We start from the raw sequence: 17,812 nt of genomic DNA on the forward strand, positions 1-17,812 counted from the left end.
CTAGGGTAGAGGGAGCCCATGATGCGCCTCTATCTCTTCCTGGACCGGTTCGGCGTGCCCTTCGGCTACACCGGGAAGTTCTTCCTCGTGTCCTTCGTGGCGACGCACCTGCCGTTGACCGGCGCGCTTCTCCTGCTGATGCGGGACCGGCCGGCCGATTGGCCGCTGCTCGGGGTTCTCGTGGCCACCACTCTGGCCGGTACCGTCCTTGCCCTGCTCGGCACACGCGCGCTGCTTGCGCCGGTCAGGGAGAGCACCCACGCGTTGCGGGCCTATGCCAGCGACGAAGCGCTCCCCGCCCTGCCAGTCGGGCACGCCGATCTCGCGGGTCGATTGATGACCGCAACCCAGGAGACTCTCGCGGAACTCGACACCGCCCTCACCGCCGCCCGCGGCGCACGCCAGGAGGCGCTCGACTCTCTGCAGCGGCGTGAGCGCGCTATGGCGGAGGTGACGCATGAGCTGCGTACGCCCCTCAACGCGGTGCTCGGCTTCGCGGAGCTGCTGCAAATGCAGCCCCACGGCCCGCTCGGACATCAGCGCTACGCCGAATTCGTCCACGACATCGCGGAGGGAGGGCAGCATATGCTCGCCCTCATCGAGGACGTGCAGGGCTTCGTCGCCGTGCGGGAGGGCAAGCAGGCCCTGGAGCTGCAACCCGTGGCGTTCGCTCCGCTGGCCCAGCGGGCGGGGCGCCTCCTCCGTGCCGAGGCGGCCGCGCGGGGCATGACGATCACACAGGCGGTCCCGGACGGCCTGACCGTACAGGCCGATCCGCGCGCGCTGATGCAGGTCGTGCTCAACCTGCTCGGGAATGCCGTCAAATACGCCGGCCGCGGCCAGGCCATCACTCTCTCGGCAGCGCGGCTCACCACCGGGGAGGTGGAACTGCGGGTTGCCGATACCGGGATCGGACTCACCCCAGAGCAGATCGTGATCGCGCTGGAGCCGTTCGGCCGCACCGGCCAGACCCAGGAGCGAGGGACGGGCCTCGGATTGCCGCTGGCGCGCGCCCTGGCCGAGCTGCAGGGCGGCCGCCTCGTCCTGGAGAGCGAGGTGAGCCGCGGCACCACCGCCCGCGTCACCCTGCCCGCGGCTGCCCCGCAGGACTGACTGAGCCGGCTCCGCCGCCTGAAGAGGGCTGCGCGGCCGGCGGCTGGGCCGTGTCGATGCTGACCACCACGGACATGCCCGGCGAAAGGCGCTCCGCCATGGGCTGGCCAGGGTCGATGCCGATCCGCACGGGAAGGCGCTGCGCCACCTTGGTGAAGTTGCCCGTCGCATTGTCAGGCCGGATCACGCTGAACTCGGAACCCGTAGCGGGCGAGAAGCGCTCGATCCGACCCGTCAGTTCGGCGCCACGCAGCGCATCCACCCGGAAGCGCACGAGCTGGCCCACCGCCATGCCGGGGATCTGCGTCTCCTTGTAGTTGGCGATCACCCACCGGAGGGGCGGCACCAGGGAGGTGAGCTGGGTTCCGGCCGTCACATACTGGCCGACACGCGCGCCCACCTCACCGAGATGCCCGTCCTGCGGTGCGAGGATGCGGGTGTTCTGCAGGTCGATCTCGGCCAGATGCACGGCCGCCTCCGCCCCGAGTACCGCCGACTCCAGCCCCGTTCGCGTGGCCAGGGTTTCGGCCAGGGTCTGTTGGGCGACGGTTTCGGAAGCGCGGACCTGCGCAAGGCCCGCTTCTGCTTGGTGTAGGGCCGCGTGCACGGCATCCCCCTGCGCGCGGGACTGGATGTTGGCCGCGATCAGCGGCTCAATCCGGCGGACATCGGCCTGGGCCTTCGTCAGCACGGCCTCCGCGTTCTCGATCTGGGCGCGGGCCACCTCCACCTGCGCCTCCCGGGTGAGGCGCTGGACGTCGAGATTGGCGAGCGAGGCCCGGCTGGCGGAGAGCTGGGCGCGAGCCTGGGCAAGGCGCTGCTGGTAGATGCGGTCATCGATCCGCACCAGCAGATCGCCCTGCCGCACATTCGCGTAGTCCTGGACCGGGATCTCCATCACATAGCCCGCGACCTGCGGGCTGATGACCGTAACGGGGCCACGGACATAGGCGTCGTCAGTGACCTGCACCGTCGAGGCGAAGGGCGGCAGGCTCCAGGTGTACAGCACGAGGAGAACGCCGAGCACGCCGAGGATGAGGGCCGGGAGGGTCGCGCGGGATAGGCCGGGCTTGAGAATAGGCATGGGGTCCTGCGGTGTTCAGACGGCCTGCACACCCTCCCCGGCCCGGCGCCGGCCGAGCCAGGCGAGGAGCTGGTGGAGGAGGAGGCCGAGAAGGGCGAGGGCGGTGACGGCGGCCACCAAGAGGAAAACGTCGTTATAGGCGAGAACATAGGCCTCGCGGGTCGCGGCCTGCCCGAGCAGGGCGGAGCCCTCCGCAGCGCGGAGGCCGGGGTCGCCGAGCACGCGGGCATAGGATGCGCCGTACTGCCCGATGCGCTGCGCTACCTGCGGGTCTGCGAGGGTGAGGTTCTCGACGATCTGGCTGGAGTGGAACTTCTCCCGCACCGTCATGAAGCTGCCGAGCAGCGCCGCGCCCAGCAGGCCACCGATGTTCTGGGAAGCAAGAAACACTGCGAAAAAACTCGTCAGGTATTGCGGTCCCGCCTTGAGCGTATGGCCAAAGCTCCACCCCACCGCCGCCGGCAGGAAAATGGCTCCGCCGAAGGCGACCAGCGCCTGGGGCAGGTACACATCCTGTGGCCGCGTCAGGTTTGTCCCGTGACTCTCCATCCAGGCGCCGAGCGCGATCATGGCAAGCGCCACCGCATGGATGGCCGGCCGGTTCTCCGGCTGGTTGACGAAGGCCACTCCGATGAAGCCCGCGAGGGTAGCCGCCAGGATCACCCACATCAGCCCGGCCATGTGCTCATTCAGCAGGCCGAGGTTCTGGAAGAAGCCGATGGCGCCCGTTGTCTGCTCCGAAAGGACAAAACGGGCGAGGAACATAGAGCCGCCGAACAGGATCATGTCCGTGGAAGACAGCCAGTGCAGGTTCACGATCGGCCGCTCGCGGTTGAGCTCGATCGCGACCAAGACCGCCAGCAGCGCGAGGCTTACCGCCAGACAGCTGCCGAGCCAGGGCGCCTCCAGCCACCAGTACCAGCGCCCGAGCGCCAGCACGACGGCAAGCAGACCCAGCCCGACCACCAGAAGCGGCAGGCTGATGGCATCCACCGCGTCGAAAGCCTTGCCTCGAGGCGGCGGGGTGATCGGGATGAAAAGCACCCAGGCGAAGGAAAGGATGGCGAGCGCCAGCTCCAGCAGGTTCAGCCGGTGCCACAGGCCAATCTCCAGCAACCCCGGTGAGACGATCCGGGCCAGCGGCACGGCGATCTGCGCGCCGATCAGGGCGAGGGCGATGCCGATGGTCAGCTTATGCTTCGGGGGCAGCAGCTCGATCATGTAGAGGATCGCGAGCGTGTTCAGCGGCGCGCTGGCAAATCCCGAGACGGCCCGCAGCACCACAGCCGAGCGCAGGTCGTGCACCAGGAAATGCGCGAGCGACACGGCCACGAACAGTGCGAGTCCAAGTTTGGCGAAGAGGCGGATGCCGAACTGTGTCCGCAGTTTGAACAACAGCAGAGACGCCGTGATGCTCGTCGAGGCGTAGGCTGCCGTCAGCCAGGCAGCCTCGTTCGTCGTGGCGCCGAAGGTGGCCTGCACCGCCTGGATATTGGCGGCGACGAGATTGTTCCCGAGCCCCTGAGCCAGGCCAAAGGTCAGCGAGGCCAGGCCGTAGACAACCAACCAGCCTGGCGTAGCGGGCGGCACGTCGGGGGCCGGTGCCGGCGGTGACGGCGGCGCTGCGGTGATGGTCTCACTCATCGTGGCCGTTCTTCCGGCGCCGTGGCCGCCATTCGCGTGTGTGGAACGGTGTCGAGTGCGTCAAGCTTCGCGGAAACTGACTCCAGGACGCGCAGCGCCGTCTCGAGGTCGGCGAGCGGGATGTCGTTGAGCACGCGCTGTCGAAGAGCGTCTGACACCGCCTCGACCTCCTCCACCAATGGTCTAGCGGCAGGGGCGAGGACGATGCGGTTGGCCCGCCCGTTCCCCGGCACAGGTTCCCGCCGGATCAACCCCTGCTTCTCCAGCCCATCCAGCAGCCGGACGAGGGTCGGGTGCTCGACCGAGAGCTGGGCGGCAAGGTCGCGCTGCATGGCACTTCCGCCGGCCTGGGACAGCAGCATAAGGGCACGGGCGCGGCCGAGAGTCTGGCCGCTCGCTCGCAGCTCCGCATCCCAGCGCGTGCGCCAGCGCTGGGTGAGCCGGCGCAGTGCCGTGACGAACTCAGCATGCGGGCGCAAGCCACGGCTCCTCTCGTAGCAAGCTACGGTTAGCAGGCTACGTAAGACACATCGGGCTTGGTTCAAGTCCTCCTTAACCAAGTTCTCGTCTGACTTACAAAAGCTGGAGGGTCAGGGCCTTGAGGTACACACTCTCGGGCAGCATGGGATGCACAGGATGGTCCGGCCCTGCCCCGGTCATAGCCAGGATCCGCGCATCACGCCTCGCCCGCTGCAGCCCGGCGATCACCGTGTCGGCAAACTCCCCTGCGGGAACGTGGTGGCTGCAGGACGCGATAAAGAGAATACCGCCCGGCACCACCAGACCCGCCGCGAGCCGGGCCAGGCGGGAATAGGCGCGGATCGCCTGGGGAATGTCCTTGCGCGACTTGGCGAAGGCCGGCGGGTCCACGATCACCACACCGTAGCGCGCCCCCTGCCCGCCCATGCGCTCCAGCGCATCCATCGCCTCGCCGCGGACCGTCTCAACGCGGTCCTCCATTCCGTTGCGCCGGGCGGTCTCCATCGCCGTCGCCAGCGCGTGCTCCGACCGGTCCAGCAAGGTGACCCGCGCCGCTCCGGCCGCGGCCGCCTGCAGGCCGAAACCGCCGGTGTGGCAGAACGCATCCAGCACCGTTTCCCCGCGCGCGAGATTAGCGACCCGGGCCCGGTTCTCGCGCTGGTCGAAGAACCAGCCGGTCTTCTGCCCGCCCAGCGGATCGACGGCGAAGGAGACGCCGCCCTCCTCCACCGTCCCGGTTGCCTCCGTGCCGCGCAGAAGCAGCGTGGCCTCCGGCAGGCCTTCCAGCCCGCGCACCGTCGCTTCGTTACGCGCCACTACCGCGCGGGGAGCGATCAGTGTGTCGAGGGCCCGCAGGATCGCTGGGGTGGCCATCTCCATGCCCGCGGTGTTCGCCTGCAGCGCGATCAGGTCGCCGTAGCGATCGAGGATAAGGCCCGGCAGCCCGTCCGCCTCGGCATGGACCAAGCGGTAATGCGGCGTAGGAAAGAGGCGGCTGCGCAGTGCCAGCGCCTCGCCGATCCGGTCCTGCCAGAAGGCGTCATCGATCACCGCCCCCGGATCACGCGACAGGCGGCGAGCGGCGATGAGGGAGTGCGGGTTGAAGTGGTGGACGCCGTGGGGAACGCCGTCATCGCCCTGGACCCGCACCGGACTGCCCGGCGGGATGGCGCGAGCGGCGGGGGTCATCGCCACCTCGTTGGAGAAGATCCAGGGATGGCCCGCCTTGGCACGCCGGTCGCGGCCAGGGAGGAGGCGGAGAATGGGCATGTCTGACATGCCGGCCGTCCTAGGCCGGAACGCGGCCGCGCGCACGCACCCGCTGCGGCGGACCTGTCAACCCTCCCGACCGCGCCCCTCGCCCCGCACCGCCAGCAGGATGCCGCCCAGGGTGAGTAGAAGAGCCGCCAGCTGCCGTGCCCCAAGCGTCTCGCCGAGCAGGATTGCGCCCGACAGCACGCCGACGAGTGGCGTAGCCAGGGTGCCGATTGCCGCGACCGATGCCGGCAGCGCCGCGAGGGCCGCGAACCAGGCGAGGTAACAGAGGCAGAGCGGGATCGCGGCCATATAGAGAAAAGCCATCCAGCCCTGGGACGAGACATTGGTCGGGTCGAACGCCTCGATGAAGGGCGAGGCAAGAGCCAGCGGGAGGCAGCCCAGCCCGACCTGCCACGCCACCGAGGCCAGCGGGTTGAGACCCAGGGGGTGCCGCTTGAACCAGACCGTCCCGAGCGAGAACAGGATGGCGCCGCCGAGGATCAGCGCCACCCCCGGCATCTTGCCCCAGTGCAGGCCAAAGTCGTTGCCGGTGACGAGAATGGCCACGCCGGACATACCCAGGAGCAGGGCGAGCAACCGCCGCGCCGAGGGCCGCTCACCCAGAACCGGCCAGGCGGCCAGCGCAGTCCAGGCGGGCATGGTGTAGCAGATCATCGCCCCCTCCCCCGCGCCAAGGTAGCGCAGGCCCATGGTGGCCAGCCCCATCCAGGCTGTGACATTGAGCAGCGCGGCCACGATCACTACTCCCCAGCGTCCGCGCGGCACGGCGAGCGGAACACCGCGAATCGCGGCGAAGCCGGCCAGGGCCAGGGCTGCCAGCAGCCCGGCCATGCCGCGCGCGAAGAGAGGCGGCATCTCACCCAGCAGCAGCTTCAGCACAGGCCAGTTCAGCCCCCAGCCGAGCGCCGTGACGGCGAGGCAGAGCAAACCGAAGCGCTGTGCCTGGCTGTCCGCCGTATCCGGCAGGGCGCCCGAGGCAGCGTTAGTCGAGATAGTCCGGCTCCTCGCGGGCGAGGATGCGCTTGATGCTTTCCAGATGCAGCCGGGCGCTCTCGCGATCGCCCTCCCGCATCTGCGCATAGGTGCGTGCCGCCACCTCTGGCGAGACGGGCTTCAACGGGCGGCCAGTGGAGAAGGCCAGACGCTGAACCTCGGCCGCGCGCTCCAGGTAGTAGAGATCGTCCCAGGCCTCGGCGATCGAGGGGCCGACCACCATCACGCCGTGGTTCTTCAGAAAGCCGATATCGGCATCCTCCATCACTGCCGCGATACGGTCGCCCTCGTCGGAATCGAGGGCGAGGCCGTTGTAATCCTCATCCACCGCGGTGCGGCCGTAGAACTTCAGCGCGGTCTGGCCTGCCCAAACCAGCGGCGGACCCTCCAGCATCGAGAGCGCGGTCGCGTTCGGCATATGCGTGTGAAAGGCGGCCGTCGCGCGCGCATGGCGCAGGTGCAGGCGGGCATGAATGTAGAAGGCTGTCGCCTCCGGCACGCCTTCTCCCGCCAGCACATTACCTTCGAAGTCGCAGATCAGCAGCCGGGAGGCGGTGATCTCGGCAAAGGAGAGACCATAGGGATTCACCAGCATCAGGTCCGGCCGGCCGGGCACCAGGGCAGAGAGGTGGTTGCAGATTCCCTCCTGCAGGCCGAGCCGCGCCGCCATGCGGAAGCAGGCAGCGAGATCTACCCGCGCCTGGCGAATCTCCGGCGTGTCCAGGTCGCTGTTACGGAGGATCCGCGGAGCGTCGGGAGGGGCAGAGGGAAGCGCGTGCGCCATATGTGTTCGTCCGGCCAGGAAGCTCGCAAACTCGCGCCGACGCCGCCGCTTCGCAAGCCGTGCCGCGCGCAGTCGGCACGCGGCCGACGGTCTCAGGCCGGAGCGGTGGCCACCTGCGGCCGTGCACGGGCTTTGAGGACGAACACGGCGGCGAGCAGGCAGGCCGCCCCCGCCAGGTAAAAGGCCGGCAAGTAGCTGGCGAGCACATCCCGGCTCACCCCGCCACCGAAGGCCGCCAGAGCCGCGCCGAGCTGGTGACCCAAGAACACCCACCCGAAAACGAGCGGCGCTTTTTCCCGCCCGAATGCCTGGCCGGCGAGCTTCACCGTGGGTGGCACGGTCGCGATCCAGTCCAGCCCGTAGAAGACGGCGAAGAGGGAGAGGCCGTAGAGGGAAAAGGTGCTCATCGGCAGGAACAGCAATGAGAGACCGCGCAGCCCGTAATACCAGAACAGGAGCTTGCGGCTGTCATACCGGTCCGACAGCCAGCCGGAGGCGATGGTGCCAACGAAGTCGAAGGCGCCCATCATGGCGAGCACGGAGGCTGCCTGGACCTCCTGCATGCCGAAATCGGCACAGAGCGGGATGAAATGCGTTCCGATCAGCCCGTTGGTCGAGAAGCCGCAGACGGCGAAGCTGCCGAAAAGGATCCAGAAGACTCGGCTGCGGGATGCCTCGGCCAGGGTGCCGAAGGCGGTTCGGACCGGGTTGGCCGCACGCCCCGGAACAGGCGCCGGCGGGGCATCAGCCGCCTCGCCATAGGCGCGCAGGCCGAGCTGCTCCGGCCTGTCGCGCCCAAGGAGGAGCATGAGTGCGCAGGCCATGGCGCAAGCGGCCAAGCCGGGCACCAAGGCAGTGCGCCAACCCTCCTCCTGCGCGAGCCAGGCGGCGAGCGGCAGGAAGGCGAGTTGCCCCGTGGCATTCGCTGCCGTCAGCATACCGAGCACGAGGCCGCGGCGCTGGGCGAACCAGCGATTGGCGACGGTGGCGCCCAGCACCATGGCGGTCATCCCGGTGCCGAGGCCGGTGACGACGCCCCAGAACAGCCAGAGCTGCCAGAGCTGGGTCATGCCCATCGAGAGCAGGCAGCCCGCGACGACAAGGGTCAGCGCCGTCGCCACCGTCCGCCGCAGGCCGTAGCGCTGCATTAAGGCGGCGGCGAAGGGCCCCATGAGGCCGAACAAAAGGATCCGGAGCGCCAGGGCGCCTGAGATGGACGCGGTGTCCCAGCCCGTGTCGCGCTGAAGCGGCAGTAGCAAGGCACCAAGGATGCCCATGGCGCCGGCAGAGGCGAGCGAAACGAGAAAGGTGAGGCCCACCATCACCCACCCGTAATGGACTCCGCGGTGCGCCAGCCAGGTGCTGAGAGGTGCGGCAAGCATCACGCCTTCTCCCAGCTATGGAGCGATGATCTGGAGCTTGAGATCGAGAGCGCCATGGGATTACTCATGATCGATGTCATCTTAATCCATGACCCTCGTAATGATTAAGTCAAGCCGCTAGAATGGAGCTGGCCAGGGAGGGCGAGACATGGCGCGATCGTCACGGGCAGCGGTGGCGGAGAAGCGGGAGGCGGTGCTGGACATCGCCGCCCGCCTGTTCCGTGAGCGGGGCGTGGAGGCGGTGAGCGTCGCCGAGGTGATGTCCGAGGCCGGGCTGACTCATGGCGGCTTCTACGGGCATTTCGAATCGAAGGAGGCACTGGCCGCCGAGGCCTGCGCCCGTGCTTTCCTGCGGGGCCAGGAACACTGGACCTCCCTCGCCGAGGCACCGGCAGGAGACGGGCTGGACCAGCTTCTTCGGCACTATTTGCGGGTGGAGCATCGCGATCGGCCCGGTCGGGGCTGCGCGGCGCCGAGTCTTATGGCGGAAGCTGCGCGCGACGCACCGGGTGGCGCCGTTCGGCAGGCCTATTCGGCGGGGGTACGTGGCCTGGCCCAAGCGCTGGAACGGCTGCTGCCCGCCTCGACCCGGCGCCGCCGCCGCGAGCGGGCGCTGATGACGCTGGCCGCTATGGTCGGTGCCGTCGCCATTTCTCGCGCGACGGGCGGGGACGCGCTGTCGGAGGAGATGCTGGAGGCGGTCCGGAGCGAACTGGCGGGCACTTCCCCCCGCGCGGAACCGTCGTCACCAAGACGGGACAGCGCGCGGGCCTGACCACCCGCGCCTCTTGCCCGCTGCACGCGCCCGCCGCATTCATCGCGGCGCAAGACGACGGAGCGGCAGCCATGTCAGGTACCAACCAGCGCATCAACGACCGCCGGCTCTGGGACACGCTGATGGCCATGGCCGAGATTGGCGCCACACCCAAGGGTGGCGTGAAGCGCCTGACGTTGACGGAGGTGGACCGCGCAGGCCGCGACAGGTTCGCGCAGTGGTGCCACGCGGCCGGACTGACCGTGCGGGTGGACAGCATGGGCAACATGTTCGCCCGCCGCCCCGGCCGTGACCAGGCGCGCAAGCCCGTGCTTCTCGGCAGCCACTTGGATAGTCAGCCGACGGGCGGCAAGTTCGACGGAGCCCTCGGCGTGATCGCGGGGCTGGAGGTGATGCGCACTCTGCATGATCTCAACATCGAGACCGAGGCGCCGATCGAACTGGTTAACTGGACCGACGAGGAGGGCAGCCGCTTCGGCCACTCCCTGATGGGCAGCGGGGTTTGGGCGGGGGTTTACGACCAGGAGGCAACCTACGCACTGCGCGACACCGAGGGCGTCACCGTAATCGACGCGTTGGAGGGCATCGGCTACCGCGGCGAGATCCCGGCTGCCCCCTTCGAGGCGGATTCTTATTTCGAACTGCACATCGAGCAGGGCCCGATCCTAGAGCGCGAGGGCAAGCGGATCGGCATCGTCACCGGCGGTCAGGCGCAGGTCTGGTACGAGGCGGTGCTGACGGGCCAGGACTCCCATGCCGGCACGACACCTCCCTCCGCCCGCCGCGATGCGCTGCTGGGCGCGGCCCGGATCGTGGAGCTGGTGGATGGGCTGATGCGCGCGCGCGGCGAGGACGGGCGCGGCACGGTCGGGCGCCTGCAGGTCTCCCCCAACTCGCCCAATGTGGTGCCGGGCGAGGTCCGCTTCTCCGTCGAGTTCCGTCACCCGCTGGATGCGGAGATCGAGACGCTCGCGGCCGATTTCCCAGCCCGCGCGCAAGCGATCACGGATGACACCGGGCTGGTGCTGGAGCTGCGCGAGCTGTTCCGCATTCCCGCCCAGCCTTTCGATCCGAACTGCGTCGCCCTGGTGCGCGATGCCGCCGCGCGGCTCGGCCTGCCGGCGCGGGAGATCATTTCAGGCGCCGGGCATGATGCGATCTATGTCGCGCGGCGCATGCCGGCGGCGATGATCTTCACCCCCTGCAAGGACGGACTCTCCCACAATGAGGCGGAGAGCATCCTGCCCGGGGAGGCGGCCGATGGCTGCCAGGTGCTGTTCGAGGCGGTGCTCGCCCGCGCCAACCGACCCGGCTGAGGACAGGTGCCGCGATCAGCGGGGCACAAGTTCTCCGGCGGGTACAGCCCGGCCGAATAGCCAGCCCTGCATGACCGTGCAGCCCTCGGTCAACAGCGCCTCGCGCTGAGCCTCGGTCTCCACACCCTCCGCCAGAAGCGGGATCTCCATCCCGCGGGCCAGTGTGGCCACCGCGCGCAAAATTGCCCGTTCGCGCGCTCCGCCAGGCAAGCCCGCGACGATGGAACGATCGAGCTTCACCTGATCCACCGGCAGGCGCAGCAGATGCGCCAGCGCCGAACTGCCGCCGCCAAAATCATCCAGCGAAAGCCGTACGCCATCCGCGATCAGCTCGTGGAGCACGGGGGCGACGGCGTCGATGTCGCGCGCCGCCACGTCCTCAGGGATCTCAATCTCCAGCGCCTCGGCTGCCACGCCGTAGCGTGCGAGAGTGGCCTGGACGCGCGCAGGAAAGTCCGGGTCTCGCAGCGTGGCGGGCGAAATATTGACGCCGACCACTTCCGGCCCTTTCCCGGCCGCCATCCAGGCCGCCTTCTGCCGCAACGCCTCATTCAGCACCCAAGCATCGATGGCGGGCATGAGCCCAATCGCCTCGGCCTCAGGCAAGAAATCAGCCGGAGAAGTCTGGCCAACCGGGCCCGAAGGCCAGCGGATCAGCGCTTCCGCCCCACGCAGCGATCCGGTCCGGGCATCCACCTGGGCCTGCCACGCGAGCTGGAACTCGCCTGCAGAAGTGGCCAAGGCCAGCCGCTCACGCAGGGCGAGCCGGCGCGCCACCTGCTGGCCCAGGACCGGGTCGTAAGGCACAACAGCGCCGTTGCCCTGCCTCTTCGCCTCCGCGAGTGCCAGCGCCGCCGCCCGGTGCAACGCGCCGGCGTCCTCGGCATCGTCGGGCAGATGGGCGTGACCGATACTGGTTCGCAGCGGCACGGCCCCCGCACCAAGGTCGAAGGGCGTTGCCAGCGCGCGCTGAATTCGCGTGGCCAAGCCGCCGGCTGCCTGCGCGGTACGCAGGCCGGCGGCGATCAGGGCGAACTCGTCTCCGCCCAACCTGAACACGCCGTCCGTCGGGCGCATCTGTTCACGAAGCCGGCGCGCGGCCTCGCGCAGCATTGAGTCCCCTGCAACCTGACCGAGCGAATCGTTAGTCGCCCGCAACCCGGTGAGGTCGAGCAGGAGGAGTGAGCAGCCATCCGCATCGCCGGCGACCTGGGCCAAAGCCTGCTGGAAGCGGAACCGATTGGGCAGGCCCGTCAGCGGGTCGTGCCAGGCGAAATGCAGGGCTTGGGCTTGGGCCGCGTGCAGCCGGGTCACATCAAGCAGCATCAGCACTGCCTGGGTGCCGCCACCCTCACCGGGCAGCCAGGGCGAGGCGACGACGATTACGCGCCGCTCCGGCGCCGCGCCTCGTGCGGGCAGAACGCCCTCCACCTCCCGCCCGGGCGGCAAGCCGAAGGGACCGTCACCGGGGCGGCCAAGCTGCTGCAGCCCGCTCTCCATCAGTGTCGCGGGCAGCCGGCCGTTGAACATGTCAGTCAGGCGCTGGTTCGCGGCCAGGGTCCGACCGTCCGGCGCCAAGTGCCAGATGGCGGCCGGCACCGTCTCATGGATGGTTCGGGCCCGCAGGTCTCGCGCTCGGGAGCCGGTAACGTCGAGGGCGAAGCGCGCCACCTCCCCTCCTGAAAGGCGGCGCTTGCTCACCTGCAGAATGCGGCCATCCGGAAGAGCACGGTCGTATTCGGCGCGCGAGTCATCCTCGTGCTCGGCAATTTGCTGGGCGATGGCAATCGCGGCGCCCGGGCCACGCCCGCCGGCGGCGGAAAGAAGGTCGTCGAGCTTGGTCCCGGGGGGCACAGGGCGAGGATCGATCCCTGGGAGATCATAGGCAGGGCTACGGTCCAGCAGCGTCCGGTCCCGCGCGAAAGCAGCGTAACGCACGGCGGTACGATCCACTGCCTCCCGCAGGAGCGCGGCGCGGCGAATGTGCGGCCACGCCTTGCTGAGAGCGAGGAACAGGATCGCTACGAAGACGAGAAGCAGCGCCGTGACTGCAGTCCCGGCGACCGGCGCGGGGACCAGCATAGCAATGGCAAGGGCGGCCGTAGCAACCAGGAGAAGGACGATCAGGCCCAGTGCGGCGAAGCGCCGGAGACGGCGCATCGGAGCCTCTTCCGGCGGCATCAACGATCGATTCCCGTTCGTTCTTAATACTCGATATGCCGTTTTCGGCGCGCCTTGAAGTCCGTTCGACCGGGCTCGGCTATAATATGACACGTTTCGCGCGCGGTGGCACGCGCAAATCTCGGGCGGCCGCGGCCCGGCCATGCGTGCTGTATCCGGAACAGCTGTCCGCAAGCCGGTCAGCCGTCGTGTTTGGGACCGAGCCAAGGACGCTTCGTGGACCCGCCCCAGGGTTGGCATCAGACCGGGCCGCCTCTATAGCGGCGCCGACGCGACTGGGACGCCCCGCCTCGCCGCTGCGGCACTGGCGGCGACGCCGCTCCCATCTGGCACCGCCGCGGGAGACATCGTCTTGGCCACCTCGGAACCCGATCGCCAACCCGCCACCCCCGAGCGCAGCCCGGCGCTGGTGGCGCAGGATACCATTCTTGCCCGTCCCACGACGCCCGAGCGGCGGATGGCAGATGCCATCCGCGCCCTTGCGATCGATGGTGTGGAGGCGGCGAAGTCCGGCCATCCCGGCATGCCCATGGGCATGGCCGACGCCGCGACCGTTCTGTTCAGCCGATTCCTGAAACATGACGCCGCCGACCCGCGCTGGCCGGACCGCGACCGCTTCGTGCTGTCGGCCGGCCACGGCTCGATGCTGCTCTATGCCTGGCTGCACCTGTCCGGCCATGCTGGCATGGGCGTCGAGGAGCTGCGCCGTTTCCGCCAGCTGCACTCCCCCGCCGCCGGTCATCCCGAGCTGGGCGAGCATCCGGGAATCGAGATGACCACCGGTCCGCTCGGCCAGGGCCTCTCGACCGCCGTCGGAATGGCCATGGCTGAGCGTCACCTCGCCGCGCGCTTTGGCAAAAGCTTGGTGGACCACCGCACCTGGGTCATTGCCTCCGACGGCGACCTCCAGGAAGGCATTTCCCACGAGGCGGCCTCGCTCGCCGGGCACTTCGGCCTGGGCAAGCTGACGGTCCTCTGGGACGACAACCATATCTCCATCGACGGCGATACGGCGATCTCGGTGTCCGAGGACACGCTGGCGCGCTTCAAGGCTTATGGCTGGGCAACGCGCCAGGTCGACGGGCACGACCACGAGGCGATCGCGGCCGCGCTCACGGCTGCGACCAAGTCCCGCCGCCCGACGATCATTGCCTGCCGCACCATCATCGGCTTCTCCGCGCCGAAGAAGGCGGGTACCGCCGGCAGCCACGGCGCGCCGCTGGGTCCCGAGGAGGCGGACGCGGCCAAGGCGGCGCTGGGCTGGGAGAGCGGGCCTTTCGAGGTTCCGGCCGACATTCGCGAGTCCTGGGAAGCCGCAGGGAAGCGCGGCGGCGGCACGCGCCGTTCCTGGCTGAAGCGCCTGACCAAGCATCCGCAGCGCGCGGAGTTCGAGCGTGCCATGGCTGGCAAGCTGCCGGAGCGCTGGGACGCGGGCATCGCCGAGTGGAAGGCTAAGGCAATCGCCGAGAAGCCGAAGATCGCCACCCGGATCGCTGGCCAGAAGGCGCTGGAGGCGCTGGTGCCGGCAGTGCCCGAAATGATCGGCGGCTCCGCCGACCTCACGGGCTCGAACAACACCAATGTGAAGGGCGTGCCATCCCTCTCGGTCGAGAATTTCGGTGGCCGCTTCGTTCACTGGGGCATTCGCGAGCACGGCATGGCCGCCGCCATGAACGGAATGGCGCTGCATGGTGGGATCATTCCCTATTCCGGCACCTTCCTGGTGTTCTCGGATTATATGCGCCCCTCGATCCGCCTCGCGGCGCTGATGCGCCAGCGCGTGGTGCATGTGCTGACCCATGACAGTATTGGCCTGGGCGAGGACGGGCCGACGCACCAGCCGGTCGAGCACCTCGCCGCACTGCGCGTGATCCCGAATTTGCACGTCTTCCGCCCGGCCGATGTGATCGAGACCGCGGAGGCCTGGGAGCTGGCCGTGAAGCGCGCGGACGGGCCGAGCGTGCTCGCCCTATCCCGCCAGAACCTGCCGACCGTGCGGACCGATGCTGGCGAGAACCGCACGGCACGCGGGGGCTATGTGCTGGCCGAGGCGTCCGGCGAGCGCAAGGCCACGCTGATCGCCACGGGTTCCGAGGTGGAGATCGCCCTTGCCGCACGCGATGCTCTAGAGGAGGCGGGCATTTCGACGGCCGTGGTCTCCCTGCCCTGCTGGGAGCTTTTCGCGTTGCAGGACCCTTCCTACCACGAGGCGGTGCTCGGCTCGGCGCTGCGCGTGGGGATCGAAGCGGCGTTGGAATTCGGCTGGTCGCGCTGGCTGGGGCCGGACGGCATTTTTATTGGCATGCAGGGCTTCGGCGCCAGCGCGCCGGCGCCCGAACTATATAAGCATTTCGGCATCACCGCGGATGCGGTGGTGGCGGCGGTGAAACGCCGCGTGAACTGATTGGGTGAACAGGTGCCGGGGAGCAACTGCACCCCGGATAGGCTGTATAGGAAAGGGACGGATATGCCGGTCAAGGTAGCGATCAACGGGTTCGGGCGCATCGGTCGCCTCGTGCTGCGCGCGGCGATGGAGAGCGGGCGCGACGACGTCGAGTTCACGCACATCAACGACCTCGGCTCGGTCGAGGCGAACGCCCATCTGTTCCGCTACGACTCCGTGCATGGACGCTTCCCCGGCGAGGTTCGCGTCGAGGGCGACAGCTTGGTGATCACCGCCGCCGGCCGCACCCACAAGCCGATCAAGGTCTCGGCCGAGCGCGACCCGACCAAGCTGCAGTGGGACGGCGTGGATGTCGCCGCCGAGTGCACGGGCATCTTCACCGATACCGCCAAGGCCTCGCTGCTGCTGCAGTCCGGCGCCCGCAAGGTCCTCGTCTCCGCCCCCGTCACCTGGGGCGAGACCTATGCCGATGAATCCGCCCAGGCGACGATCGTCTACGGCGTGAACCACAAGGTTCTGCGCCCCGAGCACAAGATTGTTTCCAACGCCTCCTGCACCACCAACTGCCTGGCACCGATCGCCAAGGTACTGCACGAGAAGTTTGGCATCCTACGCGGCTACATGGTCACCATCCACGCCTATACGGGTGACCAGAACACGGTCGATACGCTTCACAAGGACCTGCACCGCGCCCGCGCCGCGGCCGTCTCCGCCATCCCGACCTCGACGGGCGCGGCCAAGGCCGTCGGCCTCGTGCTGCCGGAGCTGAAGGGCAAGCTGGACGGCACCGCCATCCGCATCCCCACTCCGAACGTCTCCCTCGTCAGCCTGGACTTTGTCCCGGCCAGGACCGAGGGATTGACCAAGGAGGCGATCAACGCGGCGATGAAGGAGGCGTCCGAGAGCCCCGAGCTGAAGGGCATCCTCGGCTACAACACTGCGCCGCTCGTCTCCATCGACTTCAACCACGACTCCCACTCCTCCACCTTCGACGCCACGCAGACGCAAGTGGTCGATGGCGGGCTGGTCCGCGTGATGTCTTGGTACGACAACGAGTGGGGCTTCTCGAACCGCATGAGCGACACCGCCGCCCTTCTCGGCACGCTCTGAGACCTTGATCGGGGGCGCCTCGGCGCCCCCTTTCCCTTTCAGCACCTCCGGGGAAACCACCGATGGCCGCCTTCCGCACGCTCGATGACCTGGATCCCAAGGGCAAGCGCGTCCTCGTCCGCGCCGACCTGAACGTCCCCGTGCGCGACGGCGCCATCACCGACCGCACCCGCATCGAGCGCCTCTCGCCGACGCTCAAGGAGCTGTCGGAGAAGGGTGCGAAGGTGATCATCCTCTCCCATTTCGATCGTCCCAAGGGCAAGCGCGTGCCGGAGATGTCGCTCCGCCCGCTGGCAGAAGCGCTGTCCTCCGTGCTCGACCGCCCCGTGGCTTTTGCCGATGACTGCATCGGTCCGGAGGCGGAGGCCGCAGTGAGCAAGCTGGCCGACGGCGAGGTGCTGCTGCTCGAGAACACGCGCTACCACGCCGGCGAGGAAAAGAACGACCCGGCCCTCTCCGCCGAGTTGGCGAAGCTGGGCGATGCCTATGTGAACGACGCCTTCTCGGCCGCCCATCGCGCCCACTCCTCGACCGAGGGGGTGGCAAGGCTGCTGCCCGCCTATGCCGGCCGGCTGATGGAGGCCGAGCTGAAGGCCCTCGAAGCGGCGCTTGGCTCCCCTTCCCGCCCCGTGGTCGCCATCGTCGGCGGCGCCAAGGTCTCCACCAAGCTGGACCTGCTCGGCAACCTGTCCCGCAAGGTGGACGTGCTGGTGATCGGCGGTGCCATGGCCAACACCTTCCTCGCCGCCCAGGGTTTCGACATGGGCAAGTCGCTGCAGGAAGCCGAGATGCACGCGACCGCGCTGCGCATCCTGGGCGAAGCCAAGGCGGCGAATTGCGAGATCCTGCTGCCGCGGGACCTCGTCGTATCCGCCGAGTTCAAGGCGCATCCGGCCACCCGCACCGTGACGGTGGACGCCGTCCCGTCGGACATGATGGCGCTCGATGTCGGGCCGGAGACGATCGACGTGATCGAGGGCCGTCTGCGCCAGGCCTCCACCCTCGTGTGGAACGGCCCGCTCGGTGCCTTCGAGACTCCGCCCTTCGACGCGGCGACTGTCGCCGTGGCCCAGAGCGTGGCCGGGCTGACCCAGTCCGCCGGGCTGAAGTCCATTGGCGGCGGCGGCGACACCGTGGCCGCGCTGCGTCATGCCGGCGTGTCCGAGCGGATGACCTACGTCTCCTCCGCCGGCGGCGCCTTTCTGGAGTGGCTGGAAGGCAAGACCCTCCCGGGCGTCGCAGCCCTGCAGCAGAGCTGAGGGACCGCC

At 68.9% G+C, this 17,812-nt stretch carries 14 protein-coding genes; 6 read left to right on the plus strand and 8 right to left on the minus strand.

All coding sequences use genetic code 11. From position 1 onward, the window contains the following. Nucleotides 1–18: 18 nt before the first annotated feature. Nucleotides 19–1,113, plus strand: a complete 1,095-nt coding sequence (locus tag ACVBD7_RS08120) for a sensor histidine kinase (protein ID WP_458096975.1) — start codon at nucleotides 19–21, stop codon at nucleotides 1,111–1,113. Here the strand turns inward: ACVBD7_RS08120 and ACVBD7_RS08125 are convergent. The 7 genes from ACVBD7_RS08125 to ACVBD7_RS08155 form a co-directional block, all read right to left on the minus strand. Next, nucleotides 1,082–2,197 carry an HlyD family secretion protein gene (locus ACVBD7_RS08125; RefSeq protein ID WP_458096976.1) on the minus strand — a complete coding sequence of 372 codons (1,116 nt, stop codon included), beginning with the start codon at nucleotides 2,195–2,197 and terminating at the stop codon, nucleotides 1,082–1,084. The two genes, ACVBD7_RS08120 and ACVBD7_RS08125, sit on opposite strands and share 32 nt — an antisense overlap. A gap of 15 nt (nucleotides 2,198–2,212) precedes the next feature. Beyond that, nucleotides 2,213–3,841, minus strand: coding sequence for an MFS transporter (locus ACVBD7_RS08130; RefSeq protein ID WP_458096977.1), 1,629 nt, complete (start codon nucleotides 3,839–3,841; stop codon nucleotides 2,213–2,215). After that, nucleotides 3,838–4,320 carry a MarR family winged helix-turn-helix transcriptional regulator gene (locus ACVBD7_RS08135; RefSeq protein ID WP_458096978.1) on the minus strand — a complete coding sequence of 161 codons (483 nt, stop codon included), beginning with the start codon at nucleotides 4,318–4,320 and terminating at the stop codon, nucleotides 3,838–3,840. Before ACVBD7_RS08135 ends, ACVBD7_RS08130 begins: the two co-directional genes overlap by 4 nt. A 94-nt stretch (nucleotides 4,321–4,414) precedes the next feature. Continuing rightward, nucleotides 4,415–5,599, minus strand: coding sequence for a class I SAM-dependent rRNA methyltransferase (locus ACVBD7_RS08140; RefSeq protein WP_458096979.1), 1,185 nt, complete (start codon nucleotides 5,597–5,599; stop codon nucleotides 4,415–4,417). A gap of 57 nt (nucleotides 5,600–5,656) precedes the next feature. Next, a complete protein-coding gene (locus ACVBD7_RS08145; protein WP_458096980.1) occupies nucleotides 5,657–6,526 on the minus strand; it encodes a DMT family transporter in 870 nt (289 codons plus the stop codon). 55 nt (nucleotides 6,527–6,581) lie between these two features. Next, a complete protein-coding gene (locus tag ACVBD7_RS08150; RefSeq protein WP_458096981.1) occupies nucleotides 6,582–7,376 on the minus strand; it encodes an aldolase in 795 nt (264 codons plus the stop codon). Nucleotides 7,377–7,468: 92 nt separating this feature from the next. Continuing rightward, on the minus strand, nucleotides 7,469–8,758 hold the full coding sequence (locus tag ACVBD7_RS08155) for an MFS transporter (RefSeq protein ID WP_458096982.1): 1,290 nt from the start codon (nucleotides 8,756–8,758) through the stop codon (nucleotides 7,469–7,471). Nucleotides 8,759–8,906: 148 nt separating this feature from the next. Between ACVBD7_RS08155 and ACVBD7_RS08160 the strand changes: the two genes are divergently transcribed. Together ACVBD7_RS08160 and ACVBD7_RS08165 are read left to right on the plus strand one after the other, a co-directional pair. Continuing rightward, the gene (locus tag ACVBD7_RS08160) at nucleotides 8,907–9,533 is read left to right on the plus strand and encodes a TetR family transcriptional regulator (protein WP_458096983.1); all 627 of its coding nucleotides are present in this window, start codon (nucleotides 8,907–8,909) and stop codon (nucleotides 9,531–9,533) included. A gap of 71 nt (nucleotides 9,534–9,604) precedes the next feature. Further along, nucleotides 9,605–10,849, plus strand: a complete 1,245-nt coding sequence (locus tag ACVBD7_RS08165; RefSeq protein WP_458096984.1) for a Zn-dependent hydrolase — start codon at nucleotides 9,605–9,607, stop codon at nucleotides 10,847–10,849. A gap of 15 nt (nucleotides 10,850–10,864) precedes the next feature. Here ACVBD7_RS08165 and ACVBD7_RS08170 read toward each other — a convergent pair whose 3' ends face one another. Next, nucleotides 10,865–13,009, minus strand: a complete 2,145-nt coding sequence (locus tag ACVBD7_RS08170) for a putative bifunctional diguanylate cyclase/phosphodiesterase (protein WP_458096985.1) — start codon at nucleotides 13,007–13,009, stop codon at nucleotides 10,865–10,867. 478 nt (nucleotides 13,010–13,487) lie between these two features. On the opposite strand from ACVBD7_RS08170, the gene tkt reads away from it, so the two are divergent. From tkt to ACVBD7_RS08185, 3 genes are all read left to right on the plus strand, one after another. Continuing rightward, nucleotides 13,488–15,434 carry a transketolase gene (gene tkt / locus ACVBD7_RS08175; protein WP_458097666.1) on the plus strand — a complete coding sequence of 649 codons (1,947 nt, stop codon included), beginning with the start codon at nucleotides 13,488–13,490 and terminating at the stop codon, nucleotides 15,432–15,434. Between the two features lie 63 nt (nucleotides 15,435–15,497). Then, the gene (gene gap / locus ACVBD7_RS08180) at nucleotides 15,498–16,544 is read left to right on the plus strand and encodes a type I glyceraldehyde-3-phosphate dehydrogenase (RefSeq protein ID WP_458096986.1); all 1,047 of its coding nucleotides are present in this window, start codon (nucleotides 15,498–15,500) and stop codon (nucleotides 16,542–16,544) included. Nucleotides 16,545–16,606: 62 nt separating this feature from the next. Continuing rightward, nucleotides 16,607–17,803 carry a phosphoglycerate kinase gene (locus ACVBD7_RS08185; RefSeq protein ID WP_458096987.1) on the plus strand — a complete coding sequence of 399 codons (1,197 nt, stop codon included), beginning with the start codon at nucleotides 16,607–16,609 and terminating at the stop codon, nucleotides 17,801–17,803. Nucleotides 17,804–17,812 lie beyond the last annotated feature (9 nt).

The sequence above is a fragment of the Roseomonas sp. WA12 genome (assembly GCF_054165765.1).

Coding starts and splice junctions, on each gene's coding strand:
- ACVBD7_RS08120 (WP_458096975.1), top strand. CDS start 19: ATGATGCGCCTCTATCTCTTCCTGGACCGGTTCGGCGTGCCCTTCGGC.
- ACVBD7_RS08125 (WP_458096976.1), bottom strand. CDS start 2,197: ATGCCTATTCTCAAGCCCGGCCTATCCCGCGCGACCCTCCCGGCCCTC.
- ACVBD7_RS08130 (WP_458096977.1), bottom strand. CDS start 3,841: ATGAGTGAGACCATCACCGCAGCGCCGCCGTCACCGCCGGCACCGGCC.
- ACVBD7_RS08140 (WP_458096979.1), bottom strand. CDS start 5,599: ATGTCAGACATGCCCATTCTCCGCCTCCTCCCTGGCCGCGACCGGCGT.
- ACVBD7_RS08150 (WP_458096981.1), bottom strand. CDS start 7,376: ATGGCGCACGCGCTTCCCTCTGCCCCTCCCGACGCTCCGCGGATCCTC.
- ACVBD7_RS08155 (WP_458096982.1), bottom strand. CDS start 8,758: ATGCTTGCCGCACCTCTCAGCACCTGGCTGGCGCACCGCGGAGTCCAT.
- ACVBD7_RS08160 (WP_458096983.1), top strand. CDS start 8,907: ATGGCGCGATCGTCACGGGCAGCGGTGGCGGAGAAGCGGGAGGCGGTG.
- ACVBD7_RS08165 (WP_458096984.1), top strand. CDS start 9,605: ATGTCAGGTACCAACCAGCGCATCAACGACCGCCGGCTCTGGGACACG.
- ACVBD7_RS08170 (WP_458096985.1), bottom strand. CDS start 13,009: ATGCGCCGTCTCCGGCGCTTCGCCGCACTGGGCCTGATCGTCCTTCTC.
- tkt (WP_458097666.1), top strand. CDS start 13,488: ATGGCAGATGCCATCCGCGCCCTTGCGATCGATGGTGTGGAGGCGGCG.
- gap (WP_458096986.1), top strand. CDS start 15,498: ATGCCGGTCAAGGTAGCGATCAACGGGTTCGGGCGCATCGGTCGCCTC.
- ACVBD7_RS08185 (WP_458096987.1), top strand. CDS start 16,607: ATGGCCGCCTTCCGCACGCTCGATGACCTGGATCCCAAGGGCAAGCGC.